Raw genomic sequence first — 20,042 nt, forward strand, 5'->3', positions numbered from 1 at the left:
CCAGTTGGACCCGATCCGGAGTAAGCGCCAGGCGGTGGCGTTCTCCGGAGTTCAGGAGACAAGCATGGATACCTATCACCAGCGCGTCATTCGATGGTTCATTGCAATAGCGATTCCACTGGTCATTCTTGGGTGCGGCGGGAGTGTTCACGACACAGCGCCCGCCGACCCCACTGTCGTCAAGACCCAGCAAGGACAGGTCAAAGGCGTCACCGTCAACGGCGTGCGTGAGTTTCTCGGCTTGCGGTATGCGGCGCCGCCAACAGGCGCACTGCGCTGGAAACCTCCTGTAGTTGCGGCGGCCTACACGACGAGCATGTACGACGCGTCGCACGTCGGCTCGTCGTGTGTACAGGGGACCGCGACGGCCCCGACCGGCAGTGAGGACTGTCTCTTCATCAACGTCTACGTTCCAGGCACTACCGCAAGCACCACGGCGTTGCCTGTGCTGTTCTGGATTCACGGTGGCGGTTTCATTGTTGGTTCCGGGTCCGCGACGGATGGCAGCGCGCTTGCCCAGAAGGCGAACGCAATTGTGGTGACGATCAATTACCGTCTCAATGCGCTGGGCTTTCTGGCTCATCCCGCGCTAGCGGCGGAAGATCCCAACGGCGCTTCCGGCGACTACGGCATCATGGACCAGACCGCCGCGCTTGCCTGGGTGCAGAAAAATATCGCGGCGTTCGGCGGCGATCCTGCCAACGTGACGATCTTCGGCGATTCGGCGGGCGGCCATTCGGTGTATGTGCAACTTGCTTCGCCCGGTGCTGCGGGTCTGTTTGCGAAGGCGGTCGCTATGAGCGGTGGCTTTAGCCGGCAGCAGGAGACCTTGCAGCAGGCTGAAACGGATGGCATTGGCTACGCCAAAACATGGGGTTGCACGGACACCACCAGCGCCGCTTGCCTGCGCAATCTGCCGGCGTCCGCACTGCTGCAAGGCAATCCCGTGGCCTGGTATGCGACGATCGACGGCAAGGTACTGCCGAGTTCGACGAGCGCGGCATTTGCCAATGGCCAGTACAACCGCGTGCCGGTGATATCCGGTTTCACTGAGGACGAAGGAACGTACTTCGTGGCGGCGGCATTCGACGCGCAGGGCAATCCCGTCACATCCGCGGGCTACGAAACGGCGATCCAGAATTTCCTCGGCGTGCCCGGCGCCGCCACCGCGGCGCTCTATCCGGCGAGCCAGTTCACGTCGCCGAGCCAGGCACTGGCCAAAGCCACGGGCGACTACCTGTTCACCTGCAGCGAAATGCAGGACGCCGACAACCTCGCAAAGTATTCGCCTGCGGCTTACATGTACCGCTTTTCGGATCCCGCGCCATACAGCGTACATAGCCTGATTTCATTGCTGCCGCCCACCACCATGAATTACGGCGCCTTTCACTCATCGGACCTCGACTACTGGTGGCAACTGATCCCGAGCCCGACGGCGAACCAGGCAAGCCTGTCCACGGCGATGACAACCGCACTTGCAGGTTTCGCGCATTCCGGTAATCCGAATTCGGGCAGCACGGTGGCGAACTGGCCGTTGTACACCTCGGCGACCCGGCAAACGCTCGACTTCGGTTATCCGGTCTCCAACACTTACGACGCGTACACCGCGCATCAGTGCAGCTACTGGTACGGCGAGGCGCCGTCGCACGGGCTGTAGCGTCTTCAGGACGGCAGGGAAGAGCGCTGGCCGTGATACATGAGTGCACCACGCGGATGCATCACGGGCAGCGCAAAACACTACTTACTGTTTGATCCGTTCTCCGAAAACCATTCCACAAAAGCTTGTTTGCGATTCCGTATCCAGGTCGCTAGATTCATTTGTATCGCAATGAATCGACGGAGGCCATATGGCCACACTTTCAGCGACGCTAATCTGGAGCGGACTTCGGCATCCTGTGCGAAGCCTGCAGAATCAATTGTCAAAACGCCCGCCCGTCTCGTCTGAGCAATCCTCTGACGAGACGGCTGCCGCGGCTTATACCTCTCCGTCTCCCGAACGGCTCGAACGCATTGCGGCTTACGCGCGCTGCGGCTATTTCCATATGGAATACACCGCGGGCATGTTTGTCGTGCCGCTGGAGATCCCTCGGGAATAACGCGCGGGGCGGCGGTGGCGTGGCAATTCCGCGGCGAACGGGCAGAGCAGGGGCGCTGCAAGCCGGAGCATCCGAACCGATGCTTCTTTAGAAATGACAATTAATTGGTTCGGCTTCGGCTGACTCTCTTTCATAGTGTCTTCTGATGGCTATAGGCGGTTGCATTCGCAGATGGCTTAGACCCGCGCGTACTGATTCGCGCGATATCGACGGAGACATCATGACGCTTGAACTCGCAGAACGCCCCACGCTTGCACTGCTCGAAGCCGCCCGTGCGAAAGCCGCGGAAGCCGGCTTGCCCTATGCCGGTGGCCTGTCGCCACAGGATGCGTGGGCGCTCGTCCAGGCCGGCGACGCCGTGCTGGTGGACGTGCGCACCGCCGAAGAACGCAAATTCGTCGGACTCGTGCCGGACAGTCTGCATGTCGCGTGGGCGACGGGCACGAGCCTGACGCGCAATCCGCGTTTCGTGCGTGAACTGGAAGCGAAAACCGGCAAGGACGCCGTCGTGCTGCTGCTGTGCCGCAGCGGCAACCGCTCGGCACTGGCCGCCGAGGCCGCGGCGAAAGCCGGCTTCACGCAGGTATTCAATGTTCTGGAAGGCTTTGAAGGGGAACTGGACGGCACGCAACGGCGCGGCGCCAGCAATGGTTGGCGCTTTCATGGCCTGCCGTGGATTCAGGACTGACAGTCTGATCGTTCATGCTGCACTTTACGGGGAGTAACCGCTGTGGCTGTGTTTGACGTCGATGAAATTGTTCACGCGCTTCAGACGGTTCGCCAGCAATGGCGCGAAGTGCAGAAGCGCTCGCTCGAGCCGGGCGGGCGCGAATTACCGGGGCGCGAAGCGCTCTCGGAGGTCATCGACACGCTGAAGGGCGTGCTTTTTCCGATGCGGCTCGGACCACCCGATCTGCGCCAGGAAAGCGAAAACTTCTATGTCGGCCATGCGCTCGACGCCGCGCTGCATGCGTTGCTGAGTCAGGCGCGTCTGGAGTTTCACTATCGCAGCCGCCATCAACCGCCGCCCGCCGCCACGATCGAGGCGCAGGCCGGTATCGCGGTGCGCGCTTTCGCGGCGCGCTTGCCGGCGATTCGCAGCTTGCTCGATAGCGACGTATTAGCCGCGTTTCACGGCGACCCGGCGGCGGGCAGCGTAGATGAAGTTCTGCTGTGCTACCCCGGCGTGCTGGCGATGATCCACCATCGGCTCGCCCATGAGTTGTACGGGTTGGGACTGTCGCTGCTGGCGCGCATCATCGCCGAGCTCGCGCATGCGCAGACCGGTATCGACATTCATCCAGGCGCGCGGATCGGCGCGGGATTCTTCATCGATCATGGGACGGGTGTGGTGATTGGTGAAACGGCCATCATCGGCGAACGCGTTCGGCTCTATCAGGCGGTCACGCTGGGCGCGAAGCGCTTTCCGCGCGACGCGCAAGGACATCTGGAAAAGGGCCATGCACGGCATCCGATCGTCGAGGACGACGTCGTGATTTACGCGGGCGCCACCATTCTTGGACGCGTCACGCTCGGGCAGGGCGCGGTAATCGGCGGCAATGTGTGGGTCACGCAGGACGTCGCGCCCGGTTCACACGTGACGCAGGCCGTGTCGCGCAACGAAGGCACCGGCTCCGCCGCAGGCCGCGAACGGCCGCCGCGCGATCAGGCGACAGTCGCGGAGCCTGCCACGGCCGGGGCGGCTCGATGAGCGTGCTCGTCAGAGACTTCGGCGCCGCGGTGCGGCGCTTTCGTGAGGCGTCCGGCTGGTCGCAGGAGCAATTGGCCGAGCACGCCGGACTCAACCGGTCTTATGTCGGCGAGATCGAGCGCGGTTCCGCGATCGCGTCGATTGTCACGCTCGACAAGCTTGCCCGTGCTTTCAACGTGCCGGTCGAACGCCTGCTCAGTCATTCGTCCGATGGCGTGAGCGTTGCCGCTCGCCCGCATTCCGCACTCATCGATCCTGCATCTGCCCGTTAGACCGCTGCTTTGCCGTCTATAGCATGTTGAACGGCCAGGGGCGTCTTCCCATAATCAGTTTCGTTCATAAGCTTTCCTGTTTTTCTTCTATCAATCCTGGAGCTTCAGATGACAGCAACAGTCGGCGGCCTGACGGCGCTCGGCGATACCGCAGCACGGCAACTAGCCAATGCCACCAAAACCGTTCCGCAACTCGCCACGATCACGCCGCGCTGGCTCACGCATCTGCTGCAATGGCTGCCGGTCGAGGCAGGTATCTATCGTCTGAACCAGGTGAAGAATCCTGAAGCCGTCAAAGCGGCCTGCACCGCGCGCGAAGATGAAAGCATCCTGCCGCGCACATTCGTGCCGTACGAAGAGCAACCGCGCGAGTACTTTCTGAATGCCGTCAGCACGGTGCTCGACGTGCACACGCGGATCTCGGATCTGTACAGCAGCCCGCACGACCAGATCAAGGAACAACTGCGCCTCACGATCGAAACGATCAAGGAGTTGCAGGAAAGCCAGTTGATCAATAACCCGGACTACGGCCTGCTCGCGAACGTGGCCGAAGAGCAGCGCGTGTTTCCGCTGACCGGTGCGCCGACGCCCGACGATCTCGACGAATTGCTGACCAAGGTATGGAAAGAGCCGGCGTTCTTCCTGACGCATCCGCTCGCGATTGCCGCCTTCGGTCGTGAATGCACGCGCCGTGGCGTGCCGCCGCCGACGGTCAGCCTGTTCGGCTCGCAGTTCCTGACATGGCGCGGCATTCCGCTGATTCCGTCGGACAAGGTGCCGGTTGCCGACGGCAAGACCAAGATCCTGCTGCTGCGCGTGGGCGACAAGCGCCAGGGCGTGGTCGGTCTGTTCCAGCCGGGCGTGGCCGGCGAACAGGGTCCGGGGTTGTCGGTGCGCTTCATGGGCATCAACAATCATGCGATCGCGTCGTATCTGATCTCGCTCTATTGCTCGCTCGCGGTGCATTCGCCGGACGCGCTGGCAGTTCTCGATGACGTGGAGATCGGCAAGTACCATGACTACCCAGACACCTACAAGTAAGCCCATGGATAGCGTCCTGCCGCACGATGTGCCGACGGATCCGCCCGCGGGTTTGCCTGACCCGGCAACGTTAGCGTCGCTAGCCAATGCGTTCTTCTCTGCGCTGCCTGGCAACGCGCCGCAGGTAGGCGGTGCACCCGACGTGGCCGCCACTCTGCCGTTCACGGCGCCCGTGACCGGCGAGATCAGCAATCCGGCTCCGGCCGGTTCGCCGCTCGCGGGTCCCGGCGGCGCGGGCACTGGCGTGCCTGGTGCAGCGTTGCCGCAGGGGCATGTGCCGGGAGGCAACCTGTTGCCTTCAGCACCTACGCATGTTCTGTCGTTGGGGAATCGCGCGCCTGCGTTGGCTCCCCATGCCGTTGCGCAGAACGGCTTGCCAGATAGCGCGGTGACCGTTGCACCCGCGCTCGATCCGCGCTTTGGCGGGGCGGCGCTGGGCGTGCCTGAAGCACACGGTGCGCAGCGTCCGTCCGCGGGTGGTGCAGCGCCTGCGTCGCCTTATTATTTCCTGGGCGAAACGGCGCAAGCCCGGACGTCGACGGTGGCTTCGCCGGATATCGTCGTGCCGGGTTGGAACGAAGTCAGCGCGCAATCGCTCGGACTCCCTGGTGTCGATCAGCCGCTCGCCGAGCAGCGCTTCCCGTACGACAGGCCGGCCGCATCGCAAGCGGCGCCAAGCGTCGCACCGGCGCAGCACACCACCGGTTCGCACTATTTCCTGAATCTGAATGAGGGATCGCAGTTTCCCGGGCACTCTTCCGCTAAGACGGATGGCGTGCCGCATGCCGGGCCGTCAGCGCATCCGCCGTTCGATGTGAATGCGATCCGCCGGGACTTTCCGATTCTGCAGGAGCGTGTGAACGGCCGTCAGCTCGTGTGGTTCGACAATGCCGCAACGACGCACAAACCGCAGGCGGTGATCGACCGGCTCGCGTATTTCTACGCGCATGAAAACTCGAACATCCATCGGGCCGCCCATGCGCTGGCCGGCCGCGCCACGGATGCGTACGAAGCTGCACGCAGCAAGGTGCAGCGTTTCATCGGCGCGGCCTCGCCGGAGGAAATCATCTTCGTGCGCGGCACCACCGAAGCGATCAACCTGATCGCGAAGACGTGGGGCGTGCAGAACGTTGGCGAGGGCGACGAGATCATCGTCTCGCATCTGGAGCATCACGCCAACATCGTGCCGTGGCAGCAGCTTGCCGCCCAAACCGGTGCCAAGCTGCGCGTGATCCCGGTCGACGATAGTGGTCAGGTTCTGCTCGACGAATATCGCCGGCTGCTCAACGACCGGACGAAGATTGTGTCGGTGACGCAGGTGTCGAACGCGTTGGGCACCGTGGTGCCGGTCAAGGAGATCGTCGAGCTGGCGCATCGTGCAGGTGCGAAGGCGTTGGTGGACGGTGCTCAGTCTGTGTCGCATATGCGGGTAGATGTGCAGGCGCTCGACGCGGATTTCTTCGTGTTCTCCGGTCACAAGGTGTTCGGTCCGACCGGCATCGGCGTGGTCTACGGCAAGCGCGCGATTCTGGAAGATATGCCGCCCTGGCAGGGTGGCGGCAACATGATCGCGGACGTCACCTTCGAGCGCACCGTATTCCAGCCTCCGCCGAATCGTTTCGAAGCGGGCACGGGCAATATCGCCGATGCGGTAGGTCTGGGTGCCGCGATCGATTACGTTCAGCGCGTGGGCATCGAGAATATCGCGCGCTATGAACACGATCTGCTGGCGTATGCGACGAGCGTGTTGCAGCCCGTGCCGGGTGTGCGTCTGATTGGCACGGCGCGCGACAAGGCCAGCGTGTTGTCCTTTGTGTTGAAGGGCTACGAGACCGAGGAAGTCGGGCAGGCGCTGAACGAAGAGGGCATCGCCGTGCGCTCAGGGCATCATTGCGCGCAGCCGATCTTGCGGCGCTTTGGCGTGGAAGCCACGGTGAGGCCGTCGCTTGCGTTCTACAACACCTGCGATGAAGTCGATGCGCTGGTGTCGGTTGTGCGTCGGCTGTCTTCGCGACGCTAATAAAAAACGGCGGCCGTTTGTTACGGCCGCCGTTTTCTCATGCCTGCATTCAGGCAATCCCCGCCAGATAATCCCACGGATAAATTCCTTGCGCGTGTCCGTCGCTGAACGCGATCTGCACGCCATAGCCCATCGGCTGCATGTCGACAATCGCCAGGTGCGGCTCGATTCGCGTCGTCTTGCCCGAATGCGTCAAGCGACGGCATGTTGAGCAAGGGCATCGTTCTCGCAGCGTGGCGTTGTCGATCCACTTCGTTTGGCCATCACGCCACGTTAGGGACAGCCGCCCCGTCGCGGCATGAATCGTTACGTGTTCGGGCGCGTTCATCAGTGAGCCTTTTCAATTTGCGCCAGCGCTATACGTGCGGCTTTGCGGACTTCCGGGTCGGGATCGGTCGCGGCTGCGTGCAAGGCCGGCAACGATGCTGTGTCGCCCAGTTCGCCGAGCGACAAGGCCGCTTCCTTGCGCAGATTGCTGATTGCATGCGTGAGCAGTGCGGCCACTGCTGCGCTCGCGGTTGCATTTGCATTTGCACCGCCGAGTTTGCCTAACGCTCGGACTGCCTGCAAACGGACTTGCCAGTAGTCGTCGCTGAGAGCAGCGATCAGTGCATCCTGTGCGCTCAACGCGCGCAGTTTGCCGAGCGTGGCCGCCGCTTCTTCACGGACTTGCCACGCGGCATCGCGCAACGCGCTCAGCAACGCGGCGATGGTTTCATCCGTCGCTGCTGCGCCGATGCCCAACGAGCCGATTGCCGCGCGTCGCACCGCAGCGCTCGGATCCTGCGCGGCGATGGTGGTAAGAGGGCCCAGCGCGCGTTCGCTCTTCAACCAGCCGAGCACGCTCACGGCCTCGAGCCGCACACCGTCCTCGCTCGCGCTCAACGCGGCCAGCGCGGGTTCCAACGCACCTGCATAGCGCAATTCGCGCAGACCGCGAAGCGCGGCCTGACGCACGAACGGATCGTCATGCGTGGTCCACGGCGCGAGCAAAGGTCCGGATTCCGGGTCCTTCAGATTGGACAGACTCTGCGCGGCTGCTTCGCGGACATCTTCCGCACGATCCGCCAGCGCTTCGCATAGTGCCTCAACCGCGTCGGTGCGCTCCCATGCACCGAGCACCTCGGCGGCCTGAGCGCGAACGTCCGATGATGGGTCGGTGCGTAACGCGGCGACAATCGGTCCGAGCACGGTTTCGTCTTCGAGGTCGGCGAGCGCGAGTAGGGCGATGCGGCGCACGGCGGCGTCTGTGGACGCGAGGCGCGGCAGGAGTTCGGCGGCTTCCGGATCGAGGGAATCGGGGTCGAACGTCAGCGGAAGCGAAATATCGTTCATGAGTTGAGTGGTGTCTCGAGGGTTCGCTACTAGCGCAGCAGATAAGGAATGTCGACCCTGACCGCGTCGGTCGGGCAATCCTTCTCGCACGGCATGCAGTACCAGCATTCGTCGAACTTCATATACGCCTTGCCTTTGCTCAGGTCGATCGCGAGCAGGTCGAGCGGGCACACATCCACGCAGACTGTGCAGCCCTTGTCGGCGATGCATTTGTCTTCGTCGATCGTGACCGGTGCGGCGCTGCGCTGGAAAATGTTGTGCGGTGTCGTAGACATGGTGGCTCCTCAAGCGTCGGCCAGCGCGGGCTCGCCGATGCGCAGGTTCTGATAGGCGTGACTCTCGTGGTCGTCGAGCGGCACCACGTACGGTTCGACGGCACGTTTTTCGCTGACCATGCGACCCGCTGCGTCTTTCTTCAGATGCGTGTGGCAGAACCACTCCGCGTCATTGCGTTGCGGATAATCGACGCGATGGTGGTACAGCCCCCAGCGGCTTTCCGTGCGATACAGCGACGCGTAAGCCGCCATTTCGGCGCAGTCGCGAATCGCCCGTACTTCCGCGGCGCGCATCAGCTCGTGCGGATTGTCGGCTTTGATCTGGTCGATGTCGGTGGCGATTTCCGCGAAACGTTGCAGGCCGATTTCCATCTTGCGCGTGACCTTCGGCGGCTGGAGATAATCATTCACCATGCGGCGCAGCTTGTATTCGACTTGCGCCGGCGCAAGCCCTGTCTCCCGTTCGAGCGGCGCATAGATCCGCACCCGTTCAGCTTCGATCTGCTCGTTGTCGAGCGCTGCATGCTCACGACCCTCGACGTATTGCGCCGCGTTCTGCCCCGCGAACCAGCCGTAGGTGAACGCGCCGAGCATGTAGTTGTGCGGTACCGCGGCCATGTCGCCGGCGGCGTAGAGACCGGCCACCGTGGTCTCCGCGCGCTCGTTCACGTAGACGCCGGATGCGCTATGGCCGCTGCAAAAGCCGATCTCCGAGATGTGCATCTCGATCATCTGCTGCCGGTAATCGGTGCCACGTCCCGCGTGAAAGCGTCCCCGGCTCGGGCGCTCATTCGTGTGCAGAATCTGCTCGATGGTTTGAATGGTTTCTTCGGCGAGATGGTCGAGCTTCAGAAATACCGGCCCGTTACCGCTTTGGAGTTCCTGATAGAACTCCCACATCATCTGGCCGCTCCAGTAATCGCATTCGATAAAACGTTCGCCCTTGCCGTTGGCGGTGAAGCCGCCGAGGGGGCCCGTCACATAGGCGCAGGCGGGGCCGTTGTAGTCCTTGATCAGAGGGTTGATCTGGAAGCACTCGAGGTTCGCTAGCGCTGCACCAGCGTGATAAGCCATCGCGTAGCCGTCGCCGGCGTTGGTGGGGTTCTCGTAGGTGCCCATCAGATAGCCCGAGGACGGCAAACCGAGCCGTCCTGCCGCCCCGCAGCTGAGAATGACGGCCTTCGCGCGCACCACATAGAAATCCGCCGTGCGGCAATCGAAGCCCAGTACGCCGCAAGCGCGCCCTTGCGCATCGGTCAGAACGCGCGTGACGACGATGCGATTGGTGATCGCAATGCGCGCGCGTTTGAGCTGCCGGTAGAGCACTTTCTTGATGTCATGGCCTTCCGGCATGGGCAGAACATAGGAGCCCATGTGATGCACTTTCTTGACCGCATAGTCGCCTGTGCCGTCTTTTTCGAACTTCACGCCCCAACGGTCCAGTTCTTCGATGGTCTTGAAGCTGTGCCGGGCATACGCGTAGACGGCGGCCTGATCGACGATGCCGTCGTTGGCGATGGTGATTTCCTTGGTGTACTGCTCGGGCGTGGCGTGGCCCGGGATGATGGCGTTATTCAACCCATCCATGCCCATCGAAATCGCGCCGCTGCGTTTGACGTTGGCCTTTTCCAGCAGCAGCACCTTCAGATTCGGATTCTGTTCTTTTGCTTTGACGGCAGCCATCGGCCCTGCGGTGCCACCTCCCACGACGACCAGGTCGTACTCGATCACGTGCGTATTCATTTCGTCTTCCTTGTGGTCTTCTTCTCTTTCTGGCGATCGATGCGAAAGCGGTACTGAAACGCGTCGCCGCGGAAATAGAGGTATTCGTAATCGATCGGTGTGCCGTCCGCGCTATGCGTCAGACGTTCGATGCGCAGCACCGGGCTGCCTTCTTCGACGTTCAATGCTTCGACGATTTCATCGTCGGCGAGAATCGCGTCGATGGAGACGTCGGCGTGGCCGAGCGGCACCGCGCAGTCGTTCTCGAGAATCAGGAAAATGTCGCGCGTGACGAGGTCCGCGTTTGAGAGGCGTTTGCCCAATGCTTCCGGCACCCACGTGATTTCGAGCGACACTGGCTCGCGATTGAGCATCCGCACGCGCTGGATTTCGGCGACCTTCGTGCCCTCGGGCAGTTGAAGCCTGCTGGCAATGTGCGCGGTCGCGGGAATGAAGCGGATATGTTTGAGCTGGTTGACGATTTCATAACCCATCGACGACATCGCTTCGGCGAAGCCCTGCAACGCACTGACGTTCTGGAAGGCTTTCGGCTTGGAGACAAAGGTGCCCTTGCCGTGCAGTTTGAAAACGAGGCCTTCTTTTTGCAGATCGCCGAGCGCTTGCCGCACGGTAATACGGCTGACGTTGAACATCGCGCAGAGGTCGTTTTCAGACGGCATCTGCGAATGGGCCGCATACGTGCCGTCGAGAATGCGCGAGCGCAGAGCAGTCTTTATCTGCTCATAGAGCGGCGGGACGGAAAGAGGCAGCACGTTGGCCGGGTTGGGCTTCTGCATGATCTGTGGGTTGTCTGTACTTGTTATGACAAGTTGAATCACAGTCTAGTGAGGGAGCCCGGAGGGGCGAACGAAGATTTTGTGCTTTGCATTTCTGCGGAACAGCTTTTGGTGTGTCCGATAGCGCCGGAGCCCCGGTGCAGCGTGTTCGGCGGGCGGTTACCGAGTGGTGGGCGGGCGCAAGCAGCGTCGGCGAAGGACGATTAAACTGGCCCGACCTGTTTGCGATGGAGCTTGCTACATGTCACGTCAGCTTCGCCTCGGCGCCTTCATGCGTCCGACGACAATACACACCGGCGCATGGCGCTATCCCGGCGCTTATCCCGACGCCAACTTCAATTTTGCGCACCTGAAACGCTTCGCCCAGACGCTCGAGCGCGGCCGTTTCGACGCTTTCTTCATGGCGGATCACCTCGCGGTGCTCAACATGCCGCTGGACGCGCTCAAGCATAGCCATACGGTTACGTCGTTCGAACCGTTGACGCTGCTGCCCGCGCTGGCGGCGGTCACGGAACGGCTGGGGCTTATCGCCACGGCGTCCACTACATTCGACGCGCCGTATCACGTCGCAAGACGGTTTGCCTCGCTCGACCATATCAGCGGCGGCCGCGCGGGATGGAATCTCGTGACGACGTCGAACCCCGACGCCGCGCTCAATTTCGGTCTCGACGAGCACGTCGAACACGACGAGCGGTATCGGCGCGCCCGCGAGTTCTTCGACGTGGTCACCGGCCTCTGGGACAGTTGGGCAGACGATGCCTTTATCCGCGATACCGAAACCGGCACCTTCTTCGATCCGGAGAAACTGCATGTGCTGAACTACAAGAGCGAGAACTTCTCGGTGCGCGGCCCGTTGAATATTGCGCGCCCCGTTCAGGGATGGCCCGTCATCGTGCAGGCCGGATCGTCGGAAGCAGGACGCCAGATTGCTGCGGAAACCGCCGAGGTGGTGTTCACCGCGCAAACCCTGCTGGCTGACGGCAAGCGTTTCTATGCCGACGTGAAGGGCCGGATGGAAAAACTCGGGCGTGAACGCGATCACATGAAGATCCTGCCGGCCGCCTTCGTGGTTGTCGGCGATACCCTGGAAGAGGCGCTGGAAACACGTGCGCGGCTCGATACGTTCGTGCACTACGAGAGCGGCATCGCGTCGTTGTCGATTGCATTGGGGCATGACGTGTCCGGATTCGATCCGGACGGCCCGTTGCCCGAGATTCCCGAAACCAATGCGAGCCGGACAGCGCGGCAGCTGGTGGTCGAATGGGCGCAGCGCGACGGGCTGACGATTCGGCAACTCGCTCAACGCATCGGCGGATACTCGGGGCTCGAGATGGTGGGTACGGCGAAAATGATCGCCGATCAGATGGAGCAATGGCTGGTGGAAGAGGGCTCGGACGGGTTCAACGTGATGTTCCCGTATCTGCCGGGCGGCCTCGACGACTTCGTGGACAAGGTCATTCCCGAATTGCAGAAGCGCGGCTTGTTCCGGCGCGAATACGAAGGCGCGACGCTGCGCGAGAATCTGGGTTTGCCACGGCCTGAGAACCGTTTTTTCGCTCGGGTGAAATGACCGGACTACAAATTGGCTTACTTCACGGCGCGTTTGCGCGCCGAGGTGACGCCCGGAATCTCAATCGCGTGTTCGCCGGTCCGAGTATGCAGCGTGTTGAAAAAGAGCGCTTACGCGGTAGCGGCCGCTTCCCGTGGATGCAAGTGGCGACTGACAGGCCGTCGCAATCGGAAGTGTTCACGCAGCGTGCTGCCCTCGTACTCGGTACGGAAAAGACCACGTTGTTGCAAAAGCGGAACCACACCGTCGGCGAAGTCCTGCAAGCCACCCGGCAGAACATCCGGCATCAGATTGAAACCGTCAGCAGCGCCGCCTTTGAACCAGTGTTCGATATCGTCGGCGATCTGTTCCGGCGTGCCGACGACGACACGATGTCCGCCGCCGCCCGCAAGTGCGCGGATCAATTGCCGCGCCGTGTATCCCTGGGTCCGCGCCTGTGCGAGCGTGGCGTTGAAGAACGTGTGATTGCCATTGCCGTTGCCGGGCAATGAGAGATCGTCCGGCAGGCGCTCGTCGAGTTTCAACCGGTCGACGCTAATGCCCAAGATGCCCGCCAGTCGGGTGAGGCTATAGGTCCATGGAATCAGATCGACCAGTTCATCGCGGCGGCGCAGGGCCTCGGCTTCGGTTGCGCCGATTATGGTGGTGAGTCCGGGTAGCACGCGAATTGCGTTGTTGCCACGTCCCCACGCCGCGGCGCGAGACTTCAGTTCGCGCGCGTAGGCGGCGGCTTCGTCGAATGATTGCGATGCTGAGAACACGGCTTCCGCGTGCCGGGCCGCGAGTTCGCGTCCGTCAGCTGATCCGCCTGCCTGAATCAGCACGGGGTGCCCCTGTGCACTACGCGGCAAGTTGAACGGACCATCGACACTGAAGTATTTGCCGCGATGATCAATGCGATGCACCTTCGTGGTGTCGATGAAGCGGCCGCTCGCCTTGTCGCCGATAAAGGCGTCGTCTTCCCAGCTATCCCACAGCGCCTTCACCACCTCCGTGAATTCGGCTGCGCGCTCGTAGCGTTGCGCATGATCCGGCACCGCCTCGCGGCCGAAATTGCGCGCTGAGCCGAGATCGGCGGTCGTCACGATGTTCCAGCCGGCTCGGCCTGCACTGAGCTGATCGAGCGTCGCAAAGCGGCGCGCGATGTTGTACGGCTCGTTATAGCTCGTCGATGCCGTGCCGATTACGCCGATATGCGTCGTGGCCGCAGCAATGCCGGCGAGCAACACGGTCGGCTCCAACGCGGTGATCGGGCGGAAGTCAATCTGATCGGCAATCGAGGCGTTATCCGCGAGAAACACGGCATCGAATTTCGCCGCCTCGGCAATCTGCGCCACACGAACGTAGTGGGCGATATCGACGAAGGCGCGCGGATCAGCTTCGAGCGTACGCCATGCGGAAGGGACAAAACCGGAGTGGAGGATATTGACGTTCAGATGAAGCTGGCGCGGCGTGTCGGTTCTCATGGTCTTTTCGAATGCGGAAGCAGCCAGCAACGAACGGACGAACGCTCTGACCGATTTGCCCATTGTCGAATAGCGGATCGTTCGAGACCACGAATGAATTCTGGCATCGATATGCCGGCGAAGACTAAGCGCAGGGCTACGGCGCTCTCTGGTCGCGGTTCGCCATGCGCGACGCTTTGCATATCAGAACAAATTGGTTTTCCGCGAGTCCCGCCCAGGCAGACAATCGTTCCTGGGTGACGGTACGCAATGCGTCCCGTTTGCCGCATTTGTCGAGCCCACCAGAGAACAATGAAACGTTCGCCTCGCTCAATTCGGGTATATGAAGGCCGCCATTAACTTGACCCGTTCACCGCATCCCGATCGTATGGAAAAGCTTCCGCGTTCAAGCGAGCCGATCCTGACTGCCTCCACGCTCACGAAGCGTTTTGGTGCAACCGTCGCGCTATCCAACCTCGATTTCTCGATCCATCCCGGCGAAGTCGTCGCGTTGATGGGCGCCAACGGCGCGGGCAAGTCGACGCTCGTCAAGATCTTAAGCGGCGTGTATGCGCCCGATGGCGGGACCTTGACGCTGCTGGGCAAGCCGTATCGACCGGCTTCGCCCCAAGCCGCTAAACAACTCGGCATTGCCACGGTGCATCAGTCGATTGCAGACGCGGTTGTACCGGCACTGTCGATTGCGGACAACCTGCTGCTCGACCGCTTATGCGATCCGGCATCGCCCTGGCGCGTGCCGCCGGCGGCGCGCCGTGAGGCTGCGAGGCCGCTTGCCGAACGCGTCGGGCTGGATGTCGATCTGTCGGCGCCGCTCGGGTCGCTGTCGCTCGCGAGTCAGCAGCTCGTGACGCTGGCGCGCGCGCTGGCTTCGCGCCCCAAGCTACTGATTCTCGATGAGCCCACCGCCAGTCTGTCCGCCGCAGAAGCGGAACGGCTGTTCCAGCGTCTTGAGCCATTACGCGAGGAGGGCGTCGCTATCCTGTTGGTCTCACATCGGCTGGGTGATCTGCGGCGCATGGCGGATCGGGTAGCGATCGTGCGCGACGGACATCTCGTCGCCGATCTGCACCCGCCAATCGATTTCGACGCTGCCGTCGAGACGATGATTGGACGGCCTCTGCCACAAGCTCGAACTCAGGATGAGAAAGACGCAGCCTCGCTCGAACCCTGTTTCAGCGTGCGCGATTTTCAACTGACGCCGACAAGCCGCTCATTCGACCTCGCCGTCCAGCGCGGCGAGATCGTCGCGGTAGCAGGGCCGGTGGGTGGCGGCAAATCGCGTTTCGCAAGAGCGATTTTCGGTGCGGCACATGCGAGCAGTGGTCGGATGGTGCTCGACGGCAAGCCATGGCGTCCTCGTTCACCGGCCGATTCGATTCGCGCGGGCGTGTTCCTCGCCGGCGAGGATCGTTGGCGCACCTCGTTGTTTCCCGACAGCGTGCCCTTCGCATCGATTGCGGGGACGCTCAGCTTTCCGTTTCTGTCGAACTGGTTCAGGCGCGGCGTGGTACGCGAAGCCGCAGAGCGCGATGCCGCGACCGACGCGATCAGAACCTTCGGCATTCGCTGCACCGGCCCCGATGATCGCCTGACGCGTTTATCCGGCGGCAATCAGCAGAAAGTCGTTCTCGCGCGTTGGCATGTCGAACGCGCGCGCCTGTTGCTGCTCGACGAACCGTTTCAGGGTGTCGACGCCGGCGCACGCGCCGACATCGTCGATACCTTACGGCGGCATGCCCACGAACGCGCGACGATTGTGTTCGTCAGCGATCTCGAAGAGGCGCTGGAGATTGCTGATCGCGTCGTGCGGTTCGATCGAGCGACGCTCGAGCGCCCAACTGTTCAACCCATCCCTGACGCGAGCTCTGAACTTCATTCATGAAACACCTTACCCCTTCTATTCCCGGCGACGTGGCATCCGACCAACGGACGCAGTCAGCATGGCGTAGTTTGCGCGATCACCTGGAGCGCACCGGCATCCTGCTCGTGCTGGCGATTCTGATCGCCGTGTTCGCCATCAGGGAACCGGCCTTCCTGAACATCGACAATCTGTTCAGCATTCTCCAGGCGGTATCGATCGTGGCGTTGCTTGGCATTGGCGTGACGATCACGTTGGCGGCGGGAGGCTTCGATCTCTCGGTGGGCAGCGTGGCTGCTTCGGCTCAGATGGCAGCGAGCTATGTGCTGATCGTCTGGCATGGCAGCGCGCTGGCGGCCGTGGCCGCATGCGTGGCGCTCGGCATCGCGGCCGGCCTGTTCAATGGCTTGTTGATCACGCGGCTGCGGGTGCCAGACCAATTGGCGACGCTCGGCACTCTGTTCCTGCTGGCCGGTCTGCAACTGATTCCGACGGGCGGCCGCTCGCTTGCAACCGGAACCGTGTTGCCCGATGGCAGGGAGGCAAGCGGAATATTCTCGGACGCGTTTCTGGCGTTGGGACGTCTGCGTCTTTTCGATGTCGTGCCGTTGCCGGTCCTGATTCTCATTGCGTTGACGGTGCTCGCCTGCATCGTCATGGAGACGACGCGCTGGGGACGCGTGATCTACGCGATCGGCGGCAATGAGACGGCCGCGCGGCTGGCGGGTGCGCCTACGGCCCGCTACCGGATCGCGGCCTATGTCGCCTCGGGGACGATTGCGTCGTTGGGCGGCGTGCTGATCGCCGCGCGTGTCGGGCGAGGCGATGTCAGCGCCGGACACTCCCTGCTGCTCGACGCCGTGGCGGCTGCGCTGATGGGTTATGCAGTGTGGGGCGCGAAGCGGCCCAACGTGTTCGGCACCGTAGTAGGCGCGGTGTTTGTCGGTGTGCTCCTGAACGGCCTGACCATGCTGAATGCGCCTTACTACATGCAGGATTTCATCAAGGGTGTGCTGCTGGTTCTCGCGCTGGCGTTTACGTTCAGTGTTGGACGGCCTGCGGACTCACGCGGCTGAGGTCACCGGACCGCCGAAATGTCGTTTGCCATCCGAAGGAATATCGATTGCCGAATCGTTCAGTTTGCGCACGCGATGTCCGCTGATAGATTGAGCGAACAGTCATTCAAGCGGAGATTCCCATGGCAGAGTTTGGCGAAGCGGCTTCATCGAATATTCGCGACGAGAGTAGACATGCGGTCCGTGTGATCGCCGATGACGCGCAGGCCATTGCTGTTGCGCACGAGCTTGCAGGCCGCCTCGCGCAAGGCGCTGCCGCACGCGATACCGAACGCCGCTTGCCCCACGAGGAGATCGAGTGGTTCTCGCAATCCGGGCTATGGGCCATCACGGTACCGAAGGCTTACGGCGGAGCGGCCGTGTCGTTCGTTACGTTGACTGAAGTCATCAAGATCATTGCAGCAGCGGATCCGTCGCTCGGGCAGCTACCGCAGAATCACTTCGGTCTGGTCGACGTGATCGCGCTAACCGGCACCGAGGAGCAGAAGAAATATTTCTTTACGCAGGTGCTGGGCGGCAAGCGTTTCGGCAACGGCTTTTCGGAAAAGGGCACAAAGAACGTGCTCGATCTGAAGACGAGCGTGACGCGGGATGGCGGCGATTACGTCGTACAGGGCACCAAATTCTATTCGACCGGCGCGCTATTCGCTGACTTCGTCCCCGTGCTGGGGCTCGATAGCGAACGCAAAGGCTGGCTCGCTTACATTCCGAAGGGCACGCCAGGGCTGACTGTGATCGACGACTGGTCGGGCTTCGGTCAACGCACTACGGCAAGCGGCACAGTTGTGTTGGAAAGCGTACGCGTGCCGGCCTCGCATGTGTTGCCGGCACATCGTGTGTCCGATTTTCCAACGCTCAACGGCCCGATTTCGCAGATCATCCAGGCCGCCATCGACGCTGGCATCGCGAAGGCGGCGCTCGACGACACGCTGACGTTCGTGCGCTCGCGCTCGCGGCCGTGGATCGACAGCGGGGTCGAGCGTGCGAGTGACGATCCGCTGACCGTGCGGGAGATCGGTCATTTGCATATCCAGTTGCACGCCGCCGAGGCCTTGCTCGAACGCGCCGCGCGCGTGATCGACGAGATCGCAGCGAAGCGGGAAACGACCGAGGACGACGTGGCACGCGCATCGGTTGCGGTGGGCGAAGCGAAAGTGTTGACGACGGAAATCGCCTTGCTGGCAGGCGAAAAACTGTTCGAGCTGGCGGGTACGCAGTCGACACTCGGCGAACACAATCTCGACAGGCACTGGCGCAACGCGCGTGTGCATACGCTGCATGATCCGGTGCGCTGGAAATATCACCTGGTCGGTAACTACTATCTGAACGGCGTCAAGCCGGCACGTCATCCCTGGAATTGACGCCAGGCGCAATCCTTAACCGAACCCGATCATGGCCAGAGAAATCCGCCTCAACGCATTCGACATGAACTGCGTTGGGCACCAGTCGCCAGGCTTATGGGCGCATCCACGCGACACGTCGTGGCGTTACAAGCAACTCGATTACTGGACCGACCTCGCGAAACTGCTCGAGCGCGGCAAGTTCGACGGTCTTTTCATCGCCGACGTGTTGGGTATCTACGATGTCTTCAACGGCAACGGGGAAGCCGCGATTCGCCAGGCCGCGCAAGTCCCGGTCAACGATCCCGTGCTGCTCGTCTCGGCGATGGCGAACGTGACCGAGCATCTCGGCTTCGGCGTGACCTGCTCGCTTTCGTACGAGCACCCGTATCCGTTCGCACGGCGCATGTCGACGCTCGACCATCTGACGAACGGCCGGGTTGGCTGGAACATCGTCACGTCGTATCTGGACAGCGCCGCACGTAATGTCGGCTTGCCGGCGCAGGCCAATCACGACGAGCGCTATTCGCTTGCCGAGGAATATCTCGAGGTCTGCTACAAACTGTGGGAAGCGTCGTGGGAAGACGACGCCGTGGTGCGTGATGCTGTGCGGAAGGTCTTCAGCGAACCATCGAAGGTTCATCCGATCAACCACCGTGGGCAGTATTTCGACGTGCCGGGTATTCATCTCTGCGAGCCGTCGCCTCAGCGCACGCCGGTGCTTTACCAGGCGGGTGCGTCGAAGCGCGGGAAGGATTTTGCCGCGCAACACGCCGAGTGCATTTTCATCGCTGCCCCGTCGCGCACGATCCTGAAGAATTTCGTCGCCGATATCCGGGCACGCGTGAAGTCATTCGGCCGCGATCCGCACGACGTGCTGATTTTCAATCTGCACACAGTGATCACGGGCAAGACATCGGCGGATGCACACGCGAAGCACGCCGACTATCGCCGCTATACGAGCGATGAGGGCGCGCTCGCGCTGATGTCAGGGTGGACCGGCATCGATCTGTCGAAGTACGACCTCGACGAGCCGCTGCGCTATATCGAGAGCAATGCGGTGCAATCGGCCGTGGAGGCTTTATCGAGCGCGGATCCGACACGAGTGTGGACCGTGCGTGAGATTGCGAAGTGGGGCGGCATTGGGGGACTCGGACCGCTTTCGGTGGGAAGTCCGCAGGAGATCGCCGACGAGTTGCAGTCGTGGGTCGAGGAGACCGACGTCGACGGATTCAACCTTGCGTATGCATTGACCCACGAGAGCTTCGCGGATTTCGTCGATCTGGTTGTGCCCGAGTTGCAGCGACGAGGCGTCTACAAGACCGATTACACCAACGGCACGCTGCGCGAAAAGTTGCATGGCGGTGGTGCGCGACTGGCCGAACCGCATCCCGGCGCGGCCTACCGCACGCACACGCCGGCCCATGCCGGCTAGCACGCCGCTTACTCATAAAACATCGACT

The 20,042-nt window shown here is 62.2% G+C and carries 18 protein-coding genes; 12 read left to right on the forward strand and 6 right to left on the reverse strand.

The features are described from left to right. Positions 1-64: 64 nt before the first annotated feature. The 7 genes from BM438_RS00295 (at position 65) to BM438_RS00325 (ending at position 7,140) form a co-directional block, all read left to right on the forward strand. Positions 65-1,657 (forward strand): carboxylesterase/lipase family protein, encoded by a 1,593-nt coding sequence (locus tag BM438_RS00295; RefSeq protein ID WP_093632358.1) that lies wholly within the window; start codon positions 65-67, stop codon positions 1,655-1,657. Between the two features lie 190 nt (positions 1,658-1,847). Further along, positions 1,848-2,096, forward strand: coding sequence for a hypothetical protein (locus tag BM438_RS00300; RefSeq protein ID WP_093632360.1), 249 nt, complete (start codon positions 1,848-1,850; stop codon positions 2,094-2,096). A gap of 220 nt (positions 2,097-2,316) precedes the next feature. Continuing rightward, positions 2,317-2,784 carry a rhodanese-like domain-containing protein gene (locus tag BM438_RS00305; RefSeq protein ID WP_093632362.1) on the forward strand — a complete coding sequence of 156 codons (468 nt, stop codon included), beginning with the start codon at positions 2,317-2,319 and terminating at the stop codon, positions 2,782-2,784. A gap of 42 nt (positions 2,785-2,826) precedes the next feature. After that, positions 2,827-3,807, forward strand: coding sequence for a serine O-acetyltransferase EpsC (gene epsC, locus BM438_RS00310; protein WP_093632364.1), 981 nt, complete (start codon positions 2,827-2,829; stop codon positions 3,805-3,807). After that, entirely contained in the window at positions 3,804-4,079 is a 276-nt protein-coding gene (locus BM438_RS00315; protein WP_093632366.1) for a helix-turn-helix domain-containing protein, read from the forward strand. Before epsC ends, BM438_RS00315 begins: the two co-directional genes overlap by 4 nt. A gap of 108 nt (positions 4,080-4,187) precedes the next feature. After that, positions 4,188-5,120 carry a family 2A encapsulin nanocompartment shell protein gene (locus BM438_RS00320; protein WP_054040017.1) on the forward strand — a complete coding sequence of 311 codons (933 nt, stop codon included), beginning with the start codon at positions 4,188-4,190 and terminating at the stop codon, positions 5,118-5,120. Next, positions 5,095-7,140 carry a family 2A encapsulin nanocompartment cargo protein cysteine desulfurase gene (locus BM438_RS00325; RefSeq protein ID WP_093632368.1) on the forward strand — a complete coding sequence of 682 codons (2,046 nt, stop codon included), beginning with the start codon at positions 5,095-5,097 and terminating at the stop codon, positions 7,138-7,140. The genes BM438_RS00320 and BM438_RS00325 overlap by 26 nt, the downstream gene beginning before the upstream one ends. A 49-nt stretch (positions 7,141-7,189) precedes the next feature. Here BM438_RS00325 and BM438_RS00330 read toward each other — a convergent pair whose 3' ends face one another. From BM438_RS00330 to BM438_RS00350, 5 genes are read right to left on the reverse strand one after another with little or no spacing between them, the layout of a single operon-like run. Next, positions 7,190-7,468, reverse strand: a complete 279-nt coding sequence (locus BM438_RS00330; RefSeq protein WP_093632371.1) for a DUF971 domain-containing protein — start codon at positions 7,466-7,468, stop codon at positions 7,190-7,192. Further along, entirely contained in the window at positions 7,468-8,475 is a 1,008-nt protein-coding gene (locus BM438_RS00335; RefSeq protein ID WP_093632373.1) for a HEAT repeat domain-containing protein, read from the reverse strand. The genes BM438_RS00330 and BM438_RS00335 overlap by 1 nt, the downstream gene beginning before the upstream one ends. Positions 8,476-8,504: 29 nt before the next feature. Further along, positions 8,505-8,750 carry a 4Fe-4S dicluster domain-containing protein gene (locus tag BM438_RS00340; RefSeq protein ID WP_054040025.1) on the reverse strand — a complete coding sequence of 82 codons (246 nt, stop codon included), beginning with the start codon at positions 8,748-8,750 and terminating at the stop codon, positions 8,505-8,507. Between the two features lie 9 nt (positions 8,751-8,759). Further along, a complete protein-coding gene (locus BM438_RS00345; RefSeq protein WP_093632375.1) occupies positions 8,760-10,493 on the reverse strand; it encodes a fumarate reductase/succinate dehydrogenase flavoprotein subunit in 1,734 nt (577 codons plus the stop codon). Further along, positions 10,490-11,269 carry a GntR family transcriptional regulator gene (locus BM438_RS00350; protein ID WP_093632377.1) on the reverse strand — a complete coding sequence of 260 codons (780 nt, stop codon included), beginning with the start codon at positions 11,267-11,269 and terminating at the stop codon, positions 10,490-10,492. The genes BM438_RS00345 and BM438_RS00350 overlap by 4 nt, the downstream gene beginning before the upstream one ends. A 241-nt stretch (positions 11,270-11,510) precedes the next feature. On the opposite strand from BM438_RS00350, the gene BM438_RS00355 reads away from it, so the two are divergent. Further along, positions 11,511-12,839: an LLM class flavin-dependent oxidoreductase gene (locus BM438_RS00355; RefSeq protein WP_093632379.1), complete on the forward strand. Its 1,329-nt coding sequence runs from the start codon at positions 11,511-11,513 to the stop codon at positions 12,837-12,839. Positions 12,840-12,949: 110 nt separating this feature from the next. Here the strand turns inward: BM438_RS00355 and BM438_RS00360 are convergent, their stop codons facing one another. After that, the gene (locus tag BM438_RS00360) at positions 12,950-14,305 is read right to left on the reverse strand and encodes an LLM class flavin-dependent oxidoreductase (protein WP_093632749.1); all 1,356 of its coding nucleotides are present in this window, start codon (positions 14,303-14,305) and stop codon (positions 12,950-12,952) included. 367 nt (positions 14,306-14,672) lie between these two features. Between BM438_RS00360 and BM438_RS00365 the strand changes: the two genes are divergently transcribed. The 4 genes from BM438_RS00365 to BM438_RS00380 all read left to right on the forward strand — a co-directional run bounded on the left by BM438_RS00365 (position 14,673) and on the right by BM438_RS00380 (position 20,014). Continuing rightward, the gene (locus BM438_RS00365) at positions 14,673-16,187 is read left to right on the forward strand and encodes a sugar ABC transporter ATP-binding protein (RefSeq protein WP_093632750.1); all 1,515 of its coding nucleotides are present in this window, start codon (positions 14,673-14,675) and stop codon (positions 16,185-16,187) included. Further along, entirely contained in the window at positions 16,184-17,239 is a 1,056-nt protein-coding gene (locus tag BM438_RS00370; RefSeq protein ID WP_093632381.1) for an ABC transporter permease, read from the forward strand. Before BM438_RS00365 ends, BM438_RS00370 begins: the two co-directional genes overlap by 4 nt. Before the next feature lie 122 nt (positions 17,240-17,361). Further along, positions 17,362-18,600, forward strand: coding sequence for an SfnB family sulfur acquisition oxidoreductase (locus BM438_RS00375; protein WP_093632383.1), 1,239 nt, complete (start codon positions 17,362-17,364; stop codon positions 18,598-18,600). Positions 18,601-18,631: 31 nt separating this feature from the next. Continuing rightward, positions 18,632-20,014, forward strand: coding sequence for an LLM class flavin-dependent oxidoreductase (locus BM438_RS00380; RefSeq protein WP_093632385.1), 1,383 nt, complete (start codon positions 18,632-18,634; stop codon positions 20,012-20,014). Positions 20,015-20,042 lie beyond the last annotated feature (28 nt).

The sequence above is a fragment of the Paraburkholderia aspalathi genome, from assembly GCF_900116445.1.
In the GTDB taxonomy this organism is placed as follows: Bacteria; Pseudomonadota; Gammaproteobacteria; order Burkholderiales; family Burkholderiaceae; genus Paraburkholderia; species Paraburkholderia aspalathi.